This window comes from Glutamicibacter nicotianae (assembly GCF_002797775.1).
GTDB classification, from domain to species: Bacteria; Actinomycetota; Actinomycetes; order Actinomycetales; family Micrococcaceae; genus Glutamicibacter; species Glutamicibacter nicotianae.
The window spans coordinates 2,503,512-2,523,055 of sequence record NZ_PGEY01000001.1 but is presented as its reverse complement, the minus strand read 5'-3'; the positions used below and the strand labels follow the sequence as shown (position 1 = coordinate 2,523,055).

Genomic DNA, 19,544 nt, shown 5'->3' with positions numbered 1-19,544 from the left:
GGTCCATGCCCCGCCCTAGACAAAAACTAGAATCTAGTTATAGTATTTCAGAAACGTGACCCGCGCCACGCGGCTGCGCAGGGTGGGGAACCGAACCGAGAAAAGAGCAAACCATGAAGATTGCAGTGCTGATCAAGCAGGTGCCGGACACCGAAGAAGGCCGCCACCTCACCTCCGGCGGACACGCAGACCGCGAGGCAAGCGACCGCGTGATCGACGAGATCACCGAACGCGCGCTGGAAGCCGCGCTGAAGCAGAAGGACGCGGACAAGTCGGTGGAAATCACCGTGGTGACCATGGGCCCGGCCGCCGCGAACGAAGCGCTGCGCAAGGCCCTGAGCATGGGCGCCGACAAGGCGGTGCACGTGCAGGACGACGCACTGGCAGGCTCCGACGCGCTGGCCACCGCCCGGGCCCTGGCCCAGGCGCTCTCCGCGCTCGATGCCGATCTGATCGTGGCAGGCAACGAATCCACCGACGGGCGCGGAGGCGTGGTCCCGGCGATGATCGCCGAACTGCTCAACCTTCCATTCCTCGGCCCGCTGGGCACCCTGGAGATCTCCGGCGGCACCGTGCGCGGCACCCGCTCCGATGCTTCGGGCACCACCGCGCTGCGCGCCGCCACCCCGGCCGTTATCTCCGTAGCCGAAGCCATGGGCGAGGCGCGCTTCCCGAAGTTCAAGGGCATCCTGGCCGCCAAGCGCAAGCCGGTCAGCGTGCAGGGCACCGCCGAGCTCGGCCTGGGCGCACCGGAGCACGCCGCGGGCAACCTGGTGCTCTCCTCCGCCGCCCGCCCGGCCCGCACCGCCGGCGTGAAAATCATCGACGAGGGACAAGGTGCGCAGGAACTTGCCGCCTACCTGGCCGCCGAGAAGCTGATCTAAGGAATCAACGACATGACGAACATCCTGGTACACATCGAACTGGCCGAGAACGGCACCCCGACCGCCAGCGGCGCTCACCTGCTGGCCCTGGCAGCGCAGCTGGGGACCCCGGTGGCCGTGGCCGCCTCCGCGGAGCGCGAAAGCACCGCCGCCGCTATCGGCGCCCAGGGCGCGCAGCAGGTCTTCATCGGCGAAACCGAGCATGCTGCCGCCCACCCGGCAGCCAGCGCCGTGGCCGCCCTGCAGGCAGCCATCGATGCCTACGCCCCGGCCGCCGTGCTCGCCTCGAACAGCGCCGTGGCCCGCGAAGTTATCGGCCGGCTCTCGGTGCGCACCGGCAACCCGGTAGTGCTCGAAGCTGTCGAGCTGGCGCAGCGCGATGGCCGCATCGCCGCCTCGCACTCGGTCTTCGGCGGCACCTACGTCACCGAATCCACCGCAGGTGCCGGCATCCCGCTGATCACTGTGGCCTCCAGCGGCGCCGAGCCGTTGCCGGCCGCCACCGCACAGGTGGACTCCGCCGCCATCGAGGTGGCCACCGCCGCCTCGGCGGAAATCGAATCCGTGACCCCGCTGGCCGCAACCTCCTCCCGCCCGGAACTGCGCGCCGCCAAGATCGTTGTCTCCGGCGGCCGCGGCGTGGCCTCGAAGGAGAACTTCGCGCTCATCGAGGCGCTCGCCGACTCGCTGGGTGCAGGACTGGGCGCCTCGCGCGCGGCCGTTGACTCCGGCTACATCCCGCAGAGCCACCAGGTTGGGCAGACCGGCGTCAGCGTCTCGCCGGACCTCTATGTAGCAGTGGGCATCTCCGGGGCCATCCAGCACCTGGCCGGCATGCAGACCGCCAAGCGCATCGTGGCCATCAACAAGGACGAGGACGCGCCGATCTTCGACATTGCCGACTTCGGCGTCGTGGGCGACCTCTTCGAGATCCTCCCGCAGCTCACGCAGCTGCTGGAGGCCAAGCAGCCGGTCAACGCCGGCTAGAGCAAGGAGAATCGTTTCCATGTCGCTGACAACCAAGGACGGCGCCCGCACCGCCGCGAAGGCGGGCAATCCGGCGCTGAAGAAGATCTGGATCGCCGCCGGCGTGGTGGTTGCCCTGGCCCTGCTGGTGCTGGCCGCCCGCTGGTGGCGTGGAACCGGAGCGGGGGAGCAATTCATTGCCGCCTACCCGGGGCATTCTGCGTTGCCGGAAAACGCTCCCACCGGCATCCCGGCCTGGCTGGGCTGGCAGCACTTCCTGAACGCCTTCTTCATGGTGCTGATCATCCGCTCCGGCTGGCTGATCCGCACCACCGCCAGGCCGAAGGCCTACTGGACCCGGAACAATACCGGGTTGTTCAAGACCAAAACCAAGCCGAAGAAGATCAGCCTGGAAATCTGGCTGCACCTGAGCCTGGACGTGCTGTGGATTCTCAACGGCGTGGTGTTCATCGTGCTGCTGTTCGCCACCGGCGCGTGGATGCGCATCGTGCCAACCAGCTGGGACATCTTCCCGAACGCTTTCAGCGCCGGCGTGCAGTACCTGTCGCTGGACTGGCCAAGCGAGAACGGCTGGCTGAACTACAACGCGCTGCAGGTGCTGGCCTACTTCGCCATCGTGTTCCTGGCCGCCCCGGTCTCCGCCATCACCGGGCTGCGCATGTCCCCGGCCTGGCCTGCCAAGCTGGACAAGGTCCTGCCCATGGAAGCGGCCCGCAAGGTGCACTTCCCGGCCATGCTGCTCTTCGTCGGCTTCCTGGTGATGCACGTGCTGCTGGTGCTGCTCACCGGGGCGCGGGCGAACCTGAATCACATGTTCGCCGCCCGCAGCGACGACGGTTGGATGGGCGTGATCATGTTCCTGGTGGCCGTTGCGGTTACCGCCGGCGCCTGGCTTGCCTGCAAGCCGGTGGTCATCCGGGCCCTGGCCGGGATGTCCGGCAAGATCTCCAAATAGCAGCACGCTGGCGGGCTGCGCGCTGGAACGTCGAAACCGGCGCTGTACAGGAAAAATCCTGCGCAGCGCCGGTTTTGCGTGCCCATGCCGGGCAGCTGGTGGCGAAGTTCCGGATTAGGCCGGGACGTTGCATGATTAACTACGTCAGGCGTCGAATCGGCAACCTCGCTCGCACCGGGATCGGCTTTGCGCAGGACCCCAGCAACGCCTTAAGGAAGAGCCCACCGCCGTGAAAACACAGTTCAATCCGCACCGACGATTCGCCGCTGCAACCGCCAGCGTGCTGCTGGTCGGTGCCCTGGCCCTGGGCGGCCTGGTACCCGCCAACGCCGCGCAGCCGGTCCCGGTTGCCCGGCCGGCCGCCTCGCTTGCGGCACCCGGAACACTGCAGGTGACCGCCGCCAAACGGGTGGTGCAGGTCAAGACCACCAGCAATCTGAATATGCGCTCCGGTTCCAGCACCAAGCACCGCGTCATCCTGACCATCCCGAAGAACAAAACGGTCACGGTCAAGTCCCAAGCGTCCAATGGCTGGTACCAGGTCACCTACAACAAGAAGACCGGGTGGATCTCCAACAAATACGCCAAGGTCACCAAGACTTCCGGCACCGGCAAAACATCGAAGCGGACGAAAAGCGTGAAGCTCTGGGTCACCCCGAAATCGACGATGAATATCCGCAAGGCGGCCGGAACCGGGCACGGTGTCATCGGGAAAATCAGCAAGGGGCAGCCAGCCTACGCGACATCCAAGGCAGCCAACGGCTGGTACAAGATTTCCACCCAGGGCAAGACCGGGTGGATCTCCGGCGCCTACGTCACGACCTGCTCCAAGGGCTGCGCCATCGACGCCGGCCCATACACCACCAACCGCGCAGGCCTGACTGACCGCTACTTCACCAAATCTTCCGGCGCAGACCTTTTCGCCTCGGTCAACGGCAAGAAACGCATCGGCGACATCCCGAAGAACTCAATCGCCTATCGGGACAAAGCATGGGAAAAGAAAGCCGGACCGGTCTCCGGCTGGTACTACGTGCGCACCCAAGGAGCAGATGGCTGGATGAAAGCCTCGGCACTGAAGCGCAGCACCAACGCCAAGACCGGCAACACCGTGAAGACCACCCGCGCCACGGTGCTGAAGCAGGCCAATGGGAAGCTGCCCTCCTCGATGCTGGTAGCCCTGCCCTGGGACAAGGAGAAAACGCTGATCGCCGCACCGGCCGCCGCGGACCTGGGCCGGCTGAACGCGGCCTTCAAGAAGAAATTCGGGAAGAACCTGGATATTGATCTGGCCTACCGCACCCTGGATACGCAGAAATTCCTCCACCAGGAGCTCGGCCCCTACATCGCGGCCAAACCGGGGACCTTGAACCACGGTTGGGGTTTGGCCATCGATGTCCCGGAGACCTACAACTATTCATTCAAGGGCAAGTACTACAAGTGGCTAAAGGCAAACTCGAAGAAATACAACTGGATCCACCGGAAAAACCTGGAAGAATTCCGCGCCAATGGAAGCAAGAATCCGTACGCCGAGGCATGGCACTTCGAGTATGTCGGCAAATAATTCCCATGTCATGAACGATGATCAAACATTCTTGAAAATGGATCTAGGAGATCTTTCCAACCTGGAGTTATCCCAGTAGCCTTAGGGCACGGCTTGCTGTCGTGGCACTAGCTTCATTCTTGAGGAAGGGAACAAGACATGTCAGAAACGTCCGCGCCGACAACCGGCGCCAAGATCACTGCCGAATTCCTGGGCACCTTCGTACTCGTCTTCGGCGGCTGCGGATCGGCGATCTTCGCCGCCAAGGTGATTTCCGATTCGACTGTCAACATGGGCATCGGCTTCCTGGGTGTTGCCTTGGCTTTCGGCCTGACCGTGCTGGTCATGGCCTACGCGGTCGGCCATATCTCCGGCGGCCACTTCAATCCGGCCGTCACCCTGGGCACCGCCGTCGCCGGCCGCACCGCCTGGAAGGACGTGCCGACCTACATCATTACGCAGATCGTTGCGGCATCGGCCGCCGGCGCGGTGCTGTACTGGATCGCCAGCGGCAAGGACGGCTTCAACGCTGTTGAATCCGGCTTCGCCAGCAACGGCTACGGCGACCGGTCGCCGGATGGCTACTCGATGATGGCCGCGCTGGTGGCAGAAATCGTGCTGACCGCCATCTTCCTGTACGTGATCCTGGGGTCCACCGACCACCGAGCTCCCAGGGGCTTCGCTCCGCTGGCCATCGGCCTGTCGCTGACCTTGATCCACCTGGTGTCCATCCCGATCACCAACACCTCGGTCAACCCGGCTCGTTCCCTGGGCGTGGCCTGGTTTGCCGGGGGCGAGGCCCTGAGCCAGGTCTGGCTGTTCATCGTGGCGCCAATTATCGGCGCCATCATCGCTGGCGCCACCTACAAGCTGCTTGAGCCATCGGTGAAGGCCGCAACCCGCGAGGGCTTCGACCAGAAGTAATCCGGACTGCGTGCCTGCAGCTTCACGAGGCCTGGGATTGCTTCACAGCCATGTGAAGCAATCCCAGGCCCTTTTTGCTTGAGTGCGTCAAGCCCCAAACACAACGGATCCCCGGCCGAGGCAGATAGGCTAGGGGATATGCACCAGCTGCCTGACTACCCGAACTATCCTGTTGTTCCCCGACGCAGACAGCGTGTATTCGATGCAGGACCGTTCACCAAGGGCGACCTCTGGACCGTCATTGCCTACCTCGTCTTCTTTGTCGGCGGCGCGGCAGCCCTCATCGGCTTGATCCCCGGCTACATGAGCGCCTTCTCGACCCAGGAGCAGGCGCTGTTCGGGATCAACCTGATCCTGTACGTCACCTTCTTCATCCTTGCGATGATCCAGTGCGGGCCGCAGTTCTTCGAATCGTTCAAGACCATGCGGTACCACCCCTGGGCCAAATGGCTGATGCTGCCCGGCGGCTGGTTGCTGACCATCATGGTCAACGGGATCATCGCCGCCTTGACCGGCGAGGTGGTCACCAGCGAGAACCAGGCAGCCCTGGAATCCATGGCCGGAACCGTGCCGCTGCCGGTCATGCTGGTAGTGACCGCGCTCTTCGGCCCCTTCGTCGAGGAATACCTGTTCCGTCATCTGCTCATCGGCAAGCTGTCGCGCAAGCTGAACGTGTGGCTGTGCGCCTTGATCTCTACGGTGCTGTTCGCCAGCATCCACTTCATTGGAGCAGGCATCGGGTCCTGGCTGGAAGTGGTCCCGTACTTCATGCTGGGCGTCATGATGGCAGTCGCCTACATCCTCAGCGGCAAGTCGCTGGCCTACTCCTACATGCTGCATGTGATCAACAATTCCATCGCGCTGCTGGTGGTCTACCTGATCTACCCGCTGCTCCCTGCCGGGGTCTAGGCAGTGGCATTTACCGGACTGGAACCGAACACTCCCGCCTATCGAGGCATGCTGCTGGCGCTCTTTGCCGGGGGCGTCGCCACCTTCTCCCAGCTGTACGCGGTGCAAGGGCTGCTGCCCGTCATCGCCAGCTATTTCGAGATCACCTCTTCGCGAACGGCGTTGGCGGTGTCCTCGGCAACCCTGGGGCTGGCCTTGGCGGTGACCCCTTGGGCGATCATCTCCGACAGGGTCGGGCGCCGCAAGGTCATCAGCATCGCCCTGGTTTCCTCCGTTGCCCTGGGGTTGATTAGCTGCCTGTCTCCAAGCTTCGAATTCCTGGTGGCGATCCGCTTCTTCGAAGGCATCGCCTTGGCCGGGGTGCCCGGCTCGGCACTGGCCTTTCTGGTCGATGAGGTCAATCCGCGCGCCGTTGCGGTGGCCAGCGGCACCTATATTTCCGGCACCACCCTGGGCGGGCTGGCCGGCCGCCTGGTTGCCAGCTTTGTCGCAGACCCTGCAGGGTGGCGCTGGGGCATCGCTGCCGTGAGCATCATGGCCGGCCTGGCGACGCTCTTCTTCCTGCTCAAGGCTCCCAGCGCGCAGGGCTTCGCTCCCATCCGGGACCAGAACTTGGGCAGCATCGCCAAGAAATTCGCGCAGGCGTTGCGCGGCAGGATGGCGCTGGTCTATGCACAGGGCTTCCTGCTCATGGGCGGATTCGTCGCCGTCTACAACTACCTGGCGTTCCGGCTCGAAGCACCGCCCTACTTGATTCCAGCCTCGTGGGCGGCACTGGTCTTCCTGGCCTACCTCTCGGGGACCTACACCTCGGTGGCCAGCAGCAAGCTCGTGGCCAAGGCCGGACGCCGCAATACGCTGCGCATCAGCATCCTGCTCAGCGCAGTCGGCCTGCTGCTGACGCTGGCGGGGAACCTGGTCGTCATCATCGCCGGGCTGCTGATCTTCACTGCCGGCTTCTTCGCCGCCCACGCGGTGGCCAGCGGGTGGGTGCCGGTGCTGGCAACCGGGGCCCGCGCCCAAGCCTCCAGCCTGTACAACCTGTTCTACTACGTCGGCTCATCGCTGCTGGGCTGGCTCATCGGCATCCCGTTCCTGCACTACGGGTGGGCCAGCGTGGTGCTCTGCGTGGGAGCACTGCAGGTGGTTGCCCTGATCCTGGCCTCCTTGCTGCCCAAGACGGACCAATCCCTGCGCCGGTAAATCATATTCCGTGCTCGGAATACTTTTTCTTCGCGGATGATCAGGTCAGATCATCGAAATATCCCGATACCCAGCGTGCATAGCGTTCCGCCGAGAACTGGACGATCCGGTGGGCATCAGCCTGGATGCAGGAAGCGAAGTTGTTGTAGAGGCGGTCGAATCTCTCCGGTGCCAGCGTCGCGGACAAGCGCCGAACCACCGCAGCGGAGAGCGGAATGCGGTTGGGATAGCTGCGCAAGAACGTCACATTGCCATCGGCCACGGGAAAAATCGCGTCACCGGCCAGCAGGACGCCACGGCCATCAGCGCCTGCTTCCCAGACGGCCACCGTGCTGCCCGGGAAGTGGCCGCCGAGCTGCATCAGCTTGATCCCGGGCAGCACGTCAAAGGGCTCGGACCAGGCGGTTATCACGTCAGACGAATACTGAACCCACTCCTTATCCTTCTCGGCGACGAAGATCGGCGCATCGCCCAACGCCTGGCTGTACTGCTGCTGCACCCCGTACATATGCGGATGGCTTGCCACAATCGCCGCGAGTTTCCCGCGGCTCTTGAGCCAGTCAATGATCTCGCCGGTAATCAGCCCCGGCACATCGAAGAGCAGGTTGCCCCCGGCGGTCTCCACGAGCAGCGAGCTTTGGCCAATGCCGATCGCCGGAGAGGATATGGCGTTCAGCCCCGGTTCGAGGGAGGTGATGGTCAGCTGGTGCCCGGCCGCTGCCAACTCCTCGGTGCGCACCCAGCGCTGGGTGCCGCCGGGAATGTATTGGCGTTCATCGGCGCAGATAGGACACAGGCCGGCAGGTTGCGCGCCCGGCGGGAACTCCACTGCGCAGCCTGCGCACTGCCAATGGCCGATCTGTTCTTCTCCCATGGATGAATCCGTCTTCTATTGAGGGTGATGGTTGCGTATTGCTCGCCATCCAACCTAGTACCAGCCCCGGATGCAGGAAAGAGGACGGCATCTGCAATCTCCGCACCCGGGAGGCAAATGGTGAAACTGCACGCCGCTTCGTAAAGTGGGGGTTGTGAATCCTTCAACCCCCACCGAATCCCCGCGCAGCATGGGCCGGCAGATCCTTGCCCTGGCCGTTCCCGCATTGGGCGCGCTGATTGCCGAGCCGCTGTTCCTGATGGCTGACTCGGCTATTGTCGGCCACCTTGGAGTGGCCGAGCTGGCCGGTGCTGCACTGGGCACCACGGTGCTGCATACGGCGGTGGGACTGATGATCTTCCTGGCCTACGCCACCACCCCTGCAGTGGCCCGCGCCCTGGGTGCCGGCGAACCGGGCAAGGCCATGGCCGCAGGCCGCGACGGCATGTGGTTTGCCGTCGTCCTCGGCCTGGTGCTGTCGCTGGCTGGATACTTCGGTGCCGGGAGCCTGGTGCGTTTGATGGGCGGCGAGGGGGCAACCGCGCAATTCGCCGTGGACTACATCAACTATTCGATGCCCGGCCTGACCGCGATGCTGCTGGTCCTGGCAGCCACCGGCGTGCTGCGCGGCATGCAGGACACGAAAACGCCGCTGGTCGTGGCCACCGTCGGCTTCGGATTGAATATCGTCCTGAACTTCATCCTGGTCTACTGGGCCGACATGTCGGTAGCGGGTGCCGCGCTGGGAACTTCGATTGCCCAGTGGATGATGGCACTGGTGTATTTGTGGATGATCCTTCCAAGGGTCAGGGCTCAAGGGATCTCCCTGGCACCGAGCTGGTCCGGGTTCATTTCCACCGGGCAGGTCGGCTCCTGGCTGATGCTGCGCAACCTGAGCATGCGCGCGGCCTTGCTGCTCACCGTTCTGGTGGCCACCAATGCCGGCGACCAGACGCTGGCCGCGCACCAGCTGGTCTTCACCATCTTCAGCTTCCTGGCTTTCGCGCTGGACGCTCTGGCCATCGCGGCCCAGGCCCTGATTGGACAGGAACTTGGCCGCGGGGATGCCGAACAGGTCCGCAAGCTCACCGGCATCATGAGCCGCTGGGGCATCTACTTCGGCGTGGCCACCGGCATCCTGCTGTTCGCCACGTCGTGGGTCTTCCCGATGATGTTCACGCAGGATGAGCAGATTCGCCAGCTGACCACCATCGGGCTGTGGGTGCTGGCGTTGTCCCAGCCGTTGTGCGGCCTGGTGTTCGTCCTGGACGGCGTGCTCATTGGGGCGGGGGATGCCCGCTACCTTGGCTTGGTCGGCGTGCTGAACCTTGTGGTCTACGCGCCGATGCTCTGGGCGATCCACGTCTTCGCCCAGGACGCCGCCTCGGCGATCTTGTGGATCTGGGTCGCCTTCGCCATCGGCTACATGGCGGCTCGCGGCGTGACCCTGTCCCTGCGGGCCAAGAACACCGCATGGATGCGGTTGGGCAGCTGACCGCTGGCCGCGCCGGCCGCACCGGCTGCTTAGCGCTGGAGCTTCAGCGCCTGGGCGGTGATCTGCTCGGCTACCGCACGTCCCAGTGAACTGGTGGTTCCCTGCCCGCCAAGATCTGGTGTGAGCAGCGAACTGTCCCGCTGGGCGATGACCGTCTCGAAGGCCGACTGCACGCACTGCGCCGCTTCGGTTTCGCCAAGGTGCTCCAGCATCATGGCCGCGCTCCAGATCTGGCCGATCGGGTTGGCGATGCCCTTGCCGGCGATGTCTGGGGCGGAGCCGTGCACCGGTTCGAAGAGGCTCGGGAACTTCCGTTCCGGATTGATATTGCCGCTGGGGGCGATGCCGATGGTTCCAGTCACCGCGGGGCCCAGATCCGAGAGGATGTCGCCGAACAGGTTGCTGGCCACCACCACATCGAACCAGTCGGGGTGCAGCACGAAGTTGGCGGTGAGGATGTCGATGTGGAATTTGTCCACCGTGACCTGCGGGTAGTTCTGCGCCATCTGCTCGACGCGCTCATCCCAGTACGGCATGGAGATCTTGATGCCATTGGACTTGGTGGCGCTGGTCAGGTGCTTGGCACCACTGGCCTGCGCGAGTTCGAAAGCGTACTTGAGGATGCGGTCGACTCCGGTGCGGGTCATCACGGTTTCCTGGATGACCGTTTCGCGGTCGGTGCCTTCGAAGATCTTGCCGCCGATGGAGGAGTATTCGCCCTCGGTGTTCTCGCGGACCACGTAGAAGTCCACATCGCCGGGCTTGCGGTCGGCCAAGGGGCTCTTGATCCCGTCCAGGAGCTTGACTGGGCGCAGATTCACGTACTGGTCGAAGTGCTGGCGGAACTGCAGCAGGCTGCCCCAGAGTGAGACATGGTCCGGCACGGTCTCAGGCCAGCCGACGGCGCCGAAGAAGATCGCGTCATGCGCGCCGATCTGCTCTTTCCAATGGTCGGGCATCATCTGCCCGTGTTTGGCGTAGTACTCGGCGTTAGCGTAGTCGTACTCGGTGGTGTGCAGCGTGAAGTCGAAGGCCTCGGCCGCCGCGTTCAGGGCGCGCAGGCCCTCTGGCATGACTTCGGTGCCGATCCCGTCGCCGGCAAACACGGCAATGCTGTGCGTTTCTCCCATGATTCTCCCGTGGTGTGCGGCTAGTGGTGGCCGAGCATGGCTCGGCAGATGGATTCCAGGTGCAGCGACATGGCCTTCGTCGCCGCGGCCGGATCTGAATTCTGGATGGCGTCGAAGATCGCCCGGTGCTCGGCCAGCTCGTCCGATTGGGACATGTACGGCTGCATGGAAGGCAGCACGTAGTGGGCGCGGGCGGTCTGGGTGAAGCAGTTCTCCAGGGTGGCCACGAGGCGTGAATTGCGCGAGGCGGCCGCCAGTTCGCTGTGGAAGCGCTGGGCCGCATGCATCGAGGCGATGGGATCGCTGACCGACAGCTTCTCCTGGGCCTCCAGGTGCCCGGCCAGGGACACGACGAGCGCTGCCGAGTGCATGCTGGCCACCTGCCCGGCCACATGCGGTTCGAGCAGGCTGCGCAGCTCGAGGACTTCGTAGACATCGTTCAGCGAGATGGCGCAGACCAGGTATCCCTTCTTGGGCAGGATCTGCAGCAGTCCTTCGCTGGTGAGCTGGCGCAGCGATTCGCGCACCGGGGTCTTGGAGACTTCGAATTCCTGGGCGAGGGCCGGCTCGATGATCAGGGTGCCGGGGGCGAGTTCCCCGCGGTTGATGCGTTCGCGCAAGGTGATGGTGAGTTGTTCGGAGAGCGAGCTGGCCATGATTCTCCGATTCTCCCACTCGTAATGTAGCGACCTGATCTAGCTGTCGCTCTGGGCAACACTCTAGTCTGGGATGAAATATATTTCAGGAATCTTACGTGAACACTACCTCATCGCAAGGACTATGACTGTGCCGATCACCCAGAACTCAGCCAGCGGGCAGCAAGCGCGCAACCGGCGCCGAGCCCTGTTCGCCTCCGTCTTCGGCACGGCCATCGAATGGTACGACTATGCGTTGTATGGAGCGGCCGCTTCGGTGGTGATCGGCCCGCTGTTCTTCTCCGGGGCCGGCGACTCGGCGGCCTCCATCGCCTCCTTTGCCACCTTCGCGGTGGGCTTCGTGGCCCGCCCGCTGGGCGGAGTGGTCATCGGGCATCTGGGGGACAAGTTCGGCCGCCGCCCAGCGATGCTGCTCTCGGTCATCCTGATGGGCGTCGCCACCGTGGGCATCGGCCTGCTGCCCACCGCGGCCAGCTGGGGCGTATGGTCCGTGGGCCTGCTGGTGCTGCTGCGCCTGATCCAGGGCTTCGGCGCCGGCGCCGAGCTGACCGGGGCAATGACCCTGGTAGCCGAATACGTGGAGCCGAAGAAACGCGGCCTCTACACCTCGCTGGTGCTCGCCACCCCTCCGCTGGGCATTGCTCTGGCCACCGTGTGCTTCTTCCTGGTCTCGCTGGCCGGCGACGAGGCCTTGCTCGGCTGGGCCTGGCGCATTCCCTTCCTGATCTCGGCGCTGCTGTTCGTGGTGGCCATCTACATCCGCAACAAGCTGGAGGAAACCCCGGACTACGCCGCCGCCATGGCCTCGGCCCGCGCCAGCCAGCAGCAGGCCAAGCTGCCCATCGTGCAGGTGTTCGCCGGGCACTGGCGCCGGGTTATCCTGGGCTTCCTGGCCATCACCGGGCACAATGCGGTGAACTACATCCTCGCGGTCTTCGCGCTGAGCCTGATGGTCACCAGCGGCATGGAACGCAGCCAGGCGCTGCTGGCGGTCACCCTGGGCTCGCTGGTCTCCGTGGTGCTCACGCCGGTCGGCGGCTGGCTGGCTGACCGGTTCGGCGCCTCCAAGGTGCTGGCTGCTGGAAACATCTCCGGCCTGGTCCTCGCCTTCCCGATCTTCGCGATGGTCTCCACCGGCGAATTCGCCTACGGGCTATTGGGCATCGCCGCCGGCTACGCACTGGTGATTCCGTGCACCTCAGGTGCCCAGGGCGCCTTCCTCACCGAGCTGTTCCCCGTTTCGATCCGCTTCTCCGGGATTGCCCTGGCCCGCGAATTGAACGGCGCCATCGTCGCCGGACTCTCGCCGCTGATCGCGGCCGCGCTGCTGCAGGCAGGCAATGGCTCCATCGTGATGCCGGCCGGCTACCTGGCCTTGTGCTGCCTTTCCTCGGCTGTGGCGATCTTCATCGGCACCCGCGCGAGCACGCGCAACCTGTACTGAACCAACGCATTTCCACCGAAGAAGGAACAACCAATGGGTAACCTCAAGCGCCAGCTGCCGGACGTCGCCGAACTGGTCAGCCTGATGAAGTTCAAGCTCCCCACCACCGATCGCCGGGCCGCCCGCCTGGCCAGTGCTGCTGACCTCTGGGATCTGCGCAGGATCGCCAAGCGCCGCACCCCGGCCGCGGCCTTCGACTATGTCGACGGCGCCGCCGGCCGCGAGATCACCGCGAGGCGCGCCCGCGAGGTATTCGACAACGTCGAGCTGCTGCCGCGCATCCTGCACGGCACCGCGCACTCGGACCTGTCCACCACCATTGCCGGTGCGCCATCGGCGCTGCCTTTCGGCATCGCGCCCACCGGCTTCACCCGCTTCATGCACTCCGAGGGAGAAATCGGCGGATCCAGGGCTGCCCAGAAGGCCGGGATTCCCTTCAGCCTGTCCACCATGGGCACCCGCTCCATCGAGGAAGTCGCCGCGGCGGCACCGGAGGGGCGCAAGTGGTTCCAGCTCTATCTGTGGAAGGACCGCGAGAAGTCCAAGGCGCTGGTGCAACGCGCGGCTGCGGCAGGCTATGACACCCTGCTGGTCACCGTGGATACCCCGGTAGCCGGCCAGCGCCACCGCGATGCCCGCAACGGCATGAAGATCCCGCCCGAGCTGACGCTGAAGACCGTCTTGGATGCCTCCTACCGTCCGGAGTGGTGGTACAACTTCCTCACCACCGATTCGCTGAAGTTCGCCTCGCTATCCGATACCTCGGCAGACCTGCCGACCATCATCAACTCCATGTTCGATTCCTCCTTGGACTTCGACGACCTGAAATGGATCCGCGAACTGTGGACCGGCCAGCTGTTCGTCAAGGGCGTGCTCACCCGCGAGGACGCCGCCAAGGCAAAGGCTGCCGGTGCTGATGGCCTGGTGGTGTCTAACCATGGCGGACGCCAGCTGGACCGTGCGCCGATTGCCTTCGAAGCGCTCAGCGAGGTGCGCGCCGAAGTCGGTGAGGGCATGGAAATCATCATGGATTCGGGCATCATGTCCGGTGCGGACATAGTGGCCGCGCTGTGCGCCGGAGCCGATTTCGCGCTCATTGGCCGCGCCTACCTCTACGGCCTGATGGCTGGCGGCGAGGAAGGCGTCAGCCGTGCCATCGAATTGCTGGCCAAGGAAGTGGAAGTGAATATGCAGCTGATGGGCGCTGCCAGCATCAAGAACCTGGACGAGTCGCTGATCCGCCGTCGCCGCTGATGTGATTAACCCCGGGCGAAGTGGCGGTTAGTTCTATGAGCGGTAGAATAGAGATTGTGCCTGCACCAAAAACCACCCCAGTCCAAGCTTCAGATGTCTTCCGCCCAGTGTTCCTGCGCGGTCTGGCAGCCCTGGCCTATGCCCTGATGTCGATTTTCTGGATCGGCGCAGATGAGAAAGTCGTGACCTACTCGACGGCAGCGTTCCTCGTTGTCACTGGCGTATTCATGTGGCAGTACGTATCGGTGGAAAGCGCTCCTGAGAAGTCGCGCGCCCCCTACGCACTGGGTGCTGGACTGATGCTCATGGCTGGCATCGCAACCATCTTCGTCAGCTCGATCACCTGGGTTGGCTACGTGGCAGCGTTCGCCTTCCTGGCAGCCGGCATTGCCGAACTCGTGGTCTTCGCCAAGCTCCGCGAGGCCTTCCCGCCGTTCAGGAACCAACTGGTGACCGGCGCGGTGGGCGTGATCTTGGCCATTTCGCTGTGCTTCAGCGGCGGCCTGGATGCACACGCATTGTTCGGCCTGATTGGCGGCGGCACCATTGTTCTCGCGGTCTTCGCGCTGATTGCAGCCTTTGGCCATCGCCACGAGATGAAGGCGGCCGCACCGGCCACGACCAATACCCCGGACCAGGGCAACAACTAGTCCTCAGGTCAGCAGCAAGAGTAGAAACGGAGTTTCTGGTGGGAAACAATAAGAAGAAGCAACCGTGGAGCCAGTCAATCAAGGGCCCACTGAGCTTCTCGCTGATCTTGGGCCTTGTCTCCGGCGTGGTCGGCCTGATCAGCTCCACCGGCGGATCGCAGAATCCACTGCGTTTCGACATCGGTTTGGCGGCCTTCGGCATCGCCTTCGTCGCCAGCCTGCTGGTCATCTCGGTGTTGACCATGGCAGCCAAGGAAAATGATCCTGACCTTGGAAAGGGCACCGGGGTCAACCGATCCTCTGCCAATCCGGACAAGAAGTTTGAAGACTGATAATAAAGCTTAGCCACGCGGCATGACGCGCTGGGACTGTCCATCCACAGATAGTCCCAGCGCGTTGTCGTTTGCCGGGTCGGCCAATCGATGCGAAACGCCTCCAGCACGCACTAAGGATTTCGAGTGAGCAGCACGAGCAACACAGAGCAGCACAGCCATACCCCATTGGGCACGCAGCTGCGGCGGCGCAAGTCCATCCAGGCGATGGCCAACGATGCGGCGGACAACGCCGGACTCGGAACGCTCAAGCGCTCGCTGGGCGTCACCCAGCTGGTCATGATCTCGGTTGGCGCCACCCTGGGCACAGGCATCCTGGTGATCCTCGGATCAGCCGTTCCGGTCGCCGGCCCGGCGATCTGGATCGCCTTCGTGCTGGCCGGCATCACCGCGCTGCTCTCGGCGGTGTCCTACGCCGAAATGGCCGGCATGGTCCCGGTCTCCGGCTCCAGCTACTCCTATTCCTATGCCACCTTGGGCGAAGGCATGGCCTGGGTGTGCGGCTGGTGCCTGGTTCTGGAATACGCGGTGTCCGCGGCCGCGGTGGCGGTAGGCGCCGGGTCCTACGTGAACCAGACCCTGGAGATTTTCGGCCTCGCCTTGCCGCAAGCACTGGCCGCCGGCCCGGGCGAGGGCGGCATCATCAACCTCTCGGCACTGATTGTGGTCATCTTGGCCACCTTGCTGCTGGTCCGCGGTGCCCGTGAATCGGCCTTGGCCAACACCGTCATGGTGATCGTGAAGATCGCCATCCTCGTCTTCTTCGTGGTCGTCGCCTTCACCGCTTTCAATGCCGGCAACTTCGCGCCGCTGCTGCCCATGGGCGCCGCGGGCGTGACCGGTGCTGCCTCCATGGTCTTCTTCTCCTACATCGGCTTCGATGCCGCCTCCACCGCTGGCGAGGAAGCCAAGAACCCGCAGAAAGATCTGCCGCGGGCCATCATGATCGCCATGGTGCTGGTGACCGCCATCTACGTGCTGGTTGCCGTGGCGGCCATCGGCGCCCGGGAATGGGAGTGGTTCGCCGATTCGGAAGCCGCCCTGGTGCAAATCGTTTCAGAGATCACCGGGCAGAAGTGGATGGTCCTGGCCTTCGCCCTGGCCTCGGTGATCGCGATCGTTTCGGTGGTGCTCACCACCCTGTACGGCCAAACCCGCATCCTGCTGTCCATGGGCCGCGATGGCCTGATCCCGCGCTTCTTCGCCAAGGTCTCGCCGAGCACCCGCACCCCGGTCATCGGCACCTACGTCACCGGCGCGGTCGTGGCCATTGCCGCCTCGCTGATCCCGTTGGGCCAGCTGGCCGAAGCGACCAGCATCGGCACCCTCTTCGCCTTCTCGCTAGTGGGCGTCTCGGTGATCTACCTGCGCAAGACCCAGCCCGATATCCCGCGCACCTTCCGCGTCCCGCTGTATCCGGTGACTCCGATGCTGGGTATCGCTGCCTGCCTGTTCCTGATGTTCAATCTGGCCGGGATCACCTGGCTGGTCTTCGGAATCTGGATGGCCGTGGGCGCCGCGATCTATCTGGCCTATGGCCGGCGCAATTCGCGTCTGGGAGCGTTGGACTCCAAGGCGTATGAGGCGGAGCTGAACCTCTAAACCTTTCATCATGCTCTGGGGTTGCGTGCGCTGAGGGCTAAGCTGTGTGGTGGACCACTATCGCAGCTCACGAAGGAAGCGACATGCACCAGGAACCGATCAGCACCGCCGACCTCTACGACCAGCATGGAGATGCGCTGCAGTCCGTCTCCTTGCAGTTCCAGGACTTTGGCGGGCGGCTGTCCTTCTACGGGCCGGCACGCACCGTGAAGTGCCATGAGGACAATGGCCTGGTCAAGGAAATCCTGAGCTTCCCGGGCAACGGCGCGGTGCTCGTGGTCGATGGGGGAGCTTCCCTGCGCTACGCCCTGCTGGGCGACATGATTGCCGAGAGTGCTGAAGCCAATGGCTGGGCCGGGGTCATCATCAGCGGCGCCGTGCGAGACCGGGCCGCACTGGCCGAACTGGAGCTGGGCATCAAGGCGCTGGGCAGCAACCCGCGCAAAACCGTCAAGCGCTCGCATGGCTCAGTGGACGAAGCCATCAGCATCGGGGACGTGAACATCCGTCCCGGCGCGATGGTGTACGCGGATATCGACGGGATTCTCGTCGAGCACTGATCGCCGGCCGGCGCCGCTAGGACTTGTCCCCGGCGCCTTCCCACTCCGCCTTGAACTCGTCGGTGCTCAACGTTTCCAGGTCCTCGCGGATCTGGACGACCAGACGTTCAGCCTCCTCGAGGCTGGAGGTCGTGATGCGCAGGACTACCGAATCGTCTTGGCGCGAATGCACGACAACCTGCGGCTCATTCGCTTCGTATTCGGCATCGCCCAAGGCTGCCGATGCCAGGGCTACAACCCAGCGGGCGGCGGCTTTCAGCGGGCTGCTCTCAGCAGCTTCGATCCGAGCCTCGTAATCATCCGAAGCGTGGGTTTCCTGAGTCATGGCCTGCCCCTTCCACTACTGCAACTGCCGGTGTCCCGGTTGTGTGTTCATCATATGGCCCGCGCAAGCCAAAAGGCGAGGAGCATCGCCCAACTCGATCCAGGCCGGACGCTCAGCGGGCGGGCAGCTGCTGGCCCAAGCGCTTTGAAGCCTTGCGCGCACGGTAGGCGCGCACATGCTCGCGGTTGGCACAGTTGCGGGTATCGCAGTACAGTTTGGAACGGTTGCGCGACAAATCCAGCAATGCCGCCTCGCAGTCCTTGGAGGCGCAGATGCGCAGCCGCTGCAAACCGCCGGAACGGATCACCTCGGCCAGCGCCATCGCGGCATCCACCGCCATCCGGTCGTAGAGCGGGGTGCTGTTGGTGGTGGCGTGCAGGTGGTAGCCCAGCGATTCGCTCTTGATCAGCTGCGGCTGGGCGTTGGCGTTGCGCAGGATGGCATTGACCCGGAACACCGATTCTTCTTCGGTGCCGATCCAGATGTTCTTCAGCTGGGAACGCAGCTGGCGGATGGAACGCAGCTCCGCCTGGTTGTGCGCGCGTGAGCCCTCGAAGTTCTCCGCGTCGAGGAACTCATCGAGATCAGCGACGGTGGAGAGCATATCCACGATTTGCACCTCGGTATTCAGCAGATTCACCACGGTCTTCAGCGACGCTTCGATATCTGGGGCAAAGGTCATAATTCGTTCCTGGAGGGTGGGTGGATTGACTGCCACTCAAGCCTAACCGTATCGTCATGCTCATACCCCCATTTGCCCCTGAACGGGGCATGAAATTCTGCGCGAAAGACCCTCATGAGCGACCTGCCTACCCCCGGTGCGCCTGCAGCTTCCACCTACGCTGCGACCAGCCAGCCCAGCCAATCGAAGGGCATTTGGATTGCACTGGCCTCCTCGGCCGCCTTCGGGTTGTCGGGCTCCTTCGCCAAGGGGCTTTTCGAGGCCGGTTGGAGCCCTACCGCCGCGGTAGCTGCCCGCATGGCCGGCGCGGCGCTGGTGCTGGCCATCCCGGCGCTGCTGGCGATGCGCGGACGGTGGGTGCTGCTGCGCACCAACTGGGTATCGATTGTGCTCTTCGGACTCTTCGGGGTGGGCGCCTGCCAGCTGTGCTATTTCCTGGCGGTGCAGCGATTGGATGTGGGCGTGGCCCTGTTGCTGGAGTATCTGGCGCCGGTGCTGATTGTGCTGGTGCTGTGGGCCAGGCACCAGAAGCGCCCGTCCGTGGCGACCATCGCCGGAACCCTGCTGTCGCTGGCTGGGCTGGTAGCGGTGCTCGACCTGGCCGGTACGACACGTATCGATCCGATTGGCGTGCTCTGGGGACTGGGCGCGGCCATCGGGCTGACCGTCTACTTCTTCATCAGCGCCAAGGTTGATGGCGCGCTGCCGCCGATCATGCTCTCTGCCGGGGGCATGGCAGTCGGTGCGCTGACCATGCTGGCCGTGGGAGGACTGGGCATCCTTCCCATGCACTGGGCTCCCGGCACTGGCTCTTTCGCCGGCTTCGAGACCCCGTGGTGGCTGGCGCTGACCGGGCTGATCCTGATCGCCACCGTGTTCTCCTACACCACCGGCGTGATGGCCGCGAGGGAACTGGGATCCAAGGTGGCAAGCTTCATCTCATTGACCGAGGTGCTCTTCGCGGTGCTCTGGGCCTGGCTGCTGCTGGCCGAGCTGCCCGGTGCGGTGCAGCTGTTCGGCGGCCTGCTGATCGTGGGCGGAGTGGTCCTGGTCCGCATCGACGAATTGCGAGCGGCCCGGATCCGCAAATAGCCGAAGCGGCCCCAAGCGGATACTGCGCACGCGTTGCCAATTGCTG

General features: G+C 64.2%; 20 protein-coding genes. 15 read left to right on the top strand and 5 right to left on the bottom strand.

Going from position 1 to position 19,544, the window contains the following annotated elements:
- Positions 1-113 precede the first annotated feature (113 nt).
- From ATK23_RS11730 to ATK23_RS11700, 7 genes are all read left to right on the top strand, one after another.
- A complete protein-coding gene (locus tag ATK23_RS11730; RefSeq protein WP_066142181.1) occupies positions 114-884 on the top strand; it encodes an electron transfer flavoprotein subunit beta/FixA family protein in 771 nt (256 codons plus the stop codon).
- A gap of 12 nt (positions 885-896) precedes the next feature.
- The gene (locus tag ATK23_RS11725; RefSeq protein ID WP_066142178.1) at positions 897-1,871 is read left to right on the top strand and encodes an electron transfer flavoprotein subunit alpha/FixB family protein; all 975 of its coding nucleotides are present in this window, start codon (positions 897-899) and stop codon (positions 1,869-1,871) included.
- Between the two features lie 19 nt (positions 1,872-1,890).
- A complete protein-coding gene (locus tag ATK23_RS11720) occupies positions 1,891-2,826 on the top strand; it encodes a cytochrome b/b6 domain-containing protein (RefSeq protein ID WP_066142176.1) in 936 nt (311 codons plus the stop codon).
- Between the two features lie 229 nt (positions 2,827-3,055).
- Positions 3,056-4,387 (top strand): SH3 domain-containing protein, encoded by a 1,332-nt coding sequence (locus ATK23_RS11715; RefSeq protein ID WP_066142171.1) that lies wholly within the window; start codon positions 3,056-3,058, stop codon positions 4,385-4,387.
- Between the two features lie 138 nt (positions 4,388-4,525).
- Positions 4,526-5,290: an aquaporin Z gene (aqpZ, locus tag ATK23_RS11710; RefSeq protein WP_066142168.1), complete on the top strand. Its 765-nt coding sequence runs from the start codon at positions 4,526-4,528 to the stop codon at positions 5,288-5,290.
- Positions 5,291-5,428: 138 nt separating this feature from the next.
- Complete coding sequence (locus tag ATK23_RS11705; RefSeq protein ID WP_066142165.1) at positions 5,429-6,199, top strand: CPBP family intramembrane glutamic endopeptidase; 771 nt, start codon at positions 5,429-5,431, stop codon at positions 6,197-6,199.
- A 3-nt stretch (positions 6,200-6,202) separates the two neighbouring features.
- Positions 6,203-7,402 (top strand): MFS transporter, encoded by a 1,200-nt coding sequence (locus ATK23_RS11700; protein ID WP_066142162.1) that lies wholly within the window; start codon positions 6,203-6,205, stop codon positions 7,400-7,402.
- Positions 7,403-7,442: 40 nt separating this feature from the next.
- Here ATK23_RS11700 and ATK23_RS11695 read toward each other — a convergent pair whose 3' ends face one another.
- Entirely contained in the window at positions 7,443-8,276 is an 834-nt protein-coding gene (locus ATK23_RS11695; protein WP_066142159.1) for an MBL fold metallo-hydrolase, read from the bottom strand.
- 190 nt (positions 8,277-8,466) lie between these two features.
- Between ATK23_RS11695 and ATK23_RS11690 the strand changes: the two genes are divergently transcribed.
- Positions 8,467-9,771 carry an MATE family efflux transporter gene (locus ATK23_RS11690; protein WP_066142549.1) on the top strand — a complete coding sequence of 435 codons (1,305 nt, stop codon included), beginning with the start codon at positions 8,467-8,469 and terminating at the stop codon, positions 9,769-9,771.
- A gap of 29 nt (positions 9,772-9,800) precedes the next feature.
- Here the strand turns inward: ATK23_RS11690 and ATK23_RS11685 are convergent, their stop codons facing one another.
- Together ATK23_RS11685 and ATK23_RS11680 are read right to left on the bottom strand one after the other, a co-directional pair.
- Positions 9,801-10,901, bottom strand: a complete 1,101-nt coding sequence (locus ATK23_RS11685) for a tartrate dehydrogenase (protein ID WP_066142156.1) — start codon at positions 10,899-10,901, stop codon at positions 9,801-9,803.
- 20 nt (positions 10,902-10,921) lie between these two features.
- Positions 10,922-11,557 (bottom strand): GntR family transcriptional regulator, encoded by a 636-nt coding sequence (locus tag ATK23_RS11680; RefSeq protein WP_066142151.1) that lies wholly within the window; start codon positions 11,555-11,557, stop codon positions 10,922-10,924.
- A gap of 124 nt (positions 11,558-11,681) precedes the next feature.
- Between ATK23_RS11680 and ATK23_RS11675 the strand changes: the two genes are divergently transcribed.
- The 6 genes from ATK23_RS11675 (at position 11,682) to rraA (ending at position 17,399) form a co-directional block, all read left to right on the top strand.
- A complete protein-coding gene (locus ATK23_RS11675; RefSeq protein WP_066142147.1) occupies positions 11,682-13,001 on the top strand; it encodes an MFS transporter in 1,320 nt (439 codons plus the stop codon).
- A gap of 33 nt (positions 13,002-13,034) precedes the next feature.
- A complete protein-coding gene (locus ATK23_RS11670; RefSeq protein WP_066142142.1) occupies positions 13,035-14,255 on the top strand; it encodes an alpha-hydroxy acid oxidase in 1,221 nt (406 codons plus the stop codon).
- 56 nt (positions 14,256-14,311) lie between these two features.
- Positions 14,312-14,905, top strand: a complete 594-nt coding sequence (locus ATK23_RS11665; protein ID WP_038993085.1) for a DUF308 domain-containing protein — start codon at positions 14,312-14,314, stop codon at positions 14,903-14,905.
- 38 nt (positions 14,906-14,943) lie between these two features.
- The gene (locus ATK23_RS11660) at positions 14,944-15,237 is read left to right on the top strand and encodes a hypothetical protein (protein ID WP_223308794.1); all 294 of its coding nucleotides are present in this window, start codon (positions 14,944-14,946) and stop codon (positions 15,235-15,237) included.
- 126 nt (positions 15,238-15,363) lie between these two features.
- Positions 15,364-16,839 carry an amino acid permease gene (locus ATK23_RS11655; RefSeq protein ID WP_066142139.1) on the top strand — a complete coding sequence of 492 codons (1,476 nt, stop codon included), beginning with the start codon at positions 15,364-15,366 and terminating at the stop codon, positions 16,837-16,839.
- Positions 16,840-16,922: 83 nt separating this feature from the next.
- Positions 16,923-17,399 carry a ribonuclease E activity regulator RraA gene (gene rraA / locus ATK23_RS11650; protein WP_038993087.1) on the top strand — a complete coding sequence of 159 codons (477 nt, stop codon included), beginning with the start codon at positions 16,923-16,925 and terminating at the stop codon, positions 17,397-17,399.
- A gap of 16 nt (positions 17,400-17,415) precedes the next feature.
- On the opposite strand, the gene ATK23_RS11645 is transcribed toward rraA, so the two are convergent.
- Positions 17,416-17,724, bottom strand: coding sequence for a hypothetical protein (locus ATK23_RS11645; RefSeq protein ID WP_066142135.1), 309 nt, complete (start codon positions 17,722-17,724; stop codon positions 17,416-17,418).
- Positions 17,725-17,836: 112 nt separating this feature from the next.
- Positions 17,837-18,406 (bottom strand): CGNR zinc finger domain-containing protein, encoded by a 570-nt coding sequence (locus tag ATK23_RS11640; RefSeq protein WP_066142132.1) that lies wholly within the window; start codon positions 18,404-18,406, stop codon positions 17,837-17,839.
- 114 nt (positions 18,407-18,520) lie between these two features.
- Here ATK23_RS11640 and ATK23_RS11635 point away from each other — a divergent pair, with 114 nt between their 5' ends.
- Positions 18,521-19,498 carry an EamA family transporter gene (locus ATK23_RS11635; RefSeq protein WP_066142128.1) on the top strand — a complete coding sequence of 326 codons (978 nt, stop codon included), beginning with the start codon at positions 18,521-18,523 and terminating at the stop codon, positions 19,496-19,498.
- The last annotated feature ends 46 nt before the right edge of the window (positions 19,499-19,544 follow it).

What these genes read in the sequence shown, in the direction of transcription:
- ATK23_RS11725 (WP_066142178.1), top strand. Translation starts at nt 897, where the DNA reads ATGACGAACATCCTGGTACACATCGAACTGGCCGAGAACGGCACCCCG.
- rraA (WP_038993087.1), top strand. Translation starts at nt 16,923, where the DNA reads ATGCACCAGGAACCGATCAGCACCGCCGACCTCTACGACCAGCATGGA.
- ATK23_RS11640 (WP_066142132.1), bottom strand. Translation starts at nt 18,406, where the DNA reads ATGACCTTTGCCCCAGATATCGAAGCGTCGCTGAAGACCGTGGTGAAT.
- ATK23_RS11645 (WP_066142135.1), bottom strand. Translation starts at nt 17,724, where the DNA reads ATGACTCAGGAAACCCACGCTTCGGATGATTACGAGGCTCGGATCGAA.
- ATK23_RS11680 (WP_066142151.1), bottom strand. Translation starts at nt 11,557, where the DNA reads ATGGCCAGCTCGCTCTCCGAACAACTCACCATCACCTTGCGCGAACGC.
- ATK23_RS11720 (WP_066142176.1), top strand. Translation starts at nt 1,891, where the DNA reads ATGTCGCTGACAACCAAGGACGGCGCCCGCACCGCCGCGAAGGCGGGC.
- ATK23_RS11695 (WP_066142159.1), bottom strand. Translation starts at nt 8,276, where the DNA reads ATGGGAGAAGAACAGATCGGCCATTGGCAGTGCGCAGGCTGCGCAGTG.
- ATK23_RS11690 (WP_066142549.1), top strand. Translation starts at nt 8,467, where the DNA reads ATGGGCCGGCAGATCCTTGCCCTGGCCGTTCCCGCATTGGGCGCGCTG.
- ATK23_RS11635 (WP_066142128.1), top strand. Translation starts at nt 18,521, where the DNA reads ATGAGCGACCTGCCTACCCCCGGTGCGCCTGCAGCTTCCACCTACGCT.
- ATK23_RS11685 (WP_066142156.1), bottom strand. Translation starts at nt 10,901, where the DNA reads ATGGGAGAAACGCACAGCATTGCCGTGTTTGCCGGCGACGGGATCGGC.
- aqpZ (WP_066142168.1), top strand. Translation starts at nt 4,526, where the DNA reads ATGTCAGAAACGTCCGCGCCGACAACCGGCGCCAAGATCACTGCCGAA.
- ATK23_RS11705 (WP_066142165.1), top strand. Translation starts at nt 5,429, where the DNA reads ATGCACCAGCTGCCTGACTACCCGAACTATCCTGTTGTTCCCCGACGC.
- ATK23_RS11670 (WP_066142142.1), top strand. Translation starts at nt 13,035, where the DNA reads ATGGGTAACCTCAAGCGCCAGCTGCCGGACGTCGCCGAACTGGTCAGC.
- ATK23_RS11675 (WP_066142147.1), top strand. Translation starts at nt 11,682, where the DNA reads ATGACTGTGCCGATCACCCAGAACTCAGCCAGCGGGCAGCAAGCGCGC.
- ATK23_RS11730 (WP_066142181.1), top strand. Translation starts at nt 114, where the DNA reads ATGAAGATTGCAGTGCTGATCAAGCAGGTGCCGGACACCGAAGAAGGC.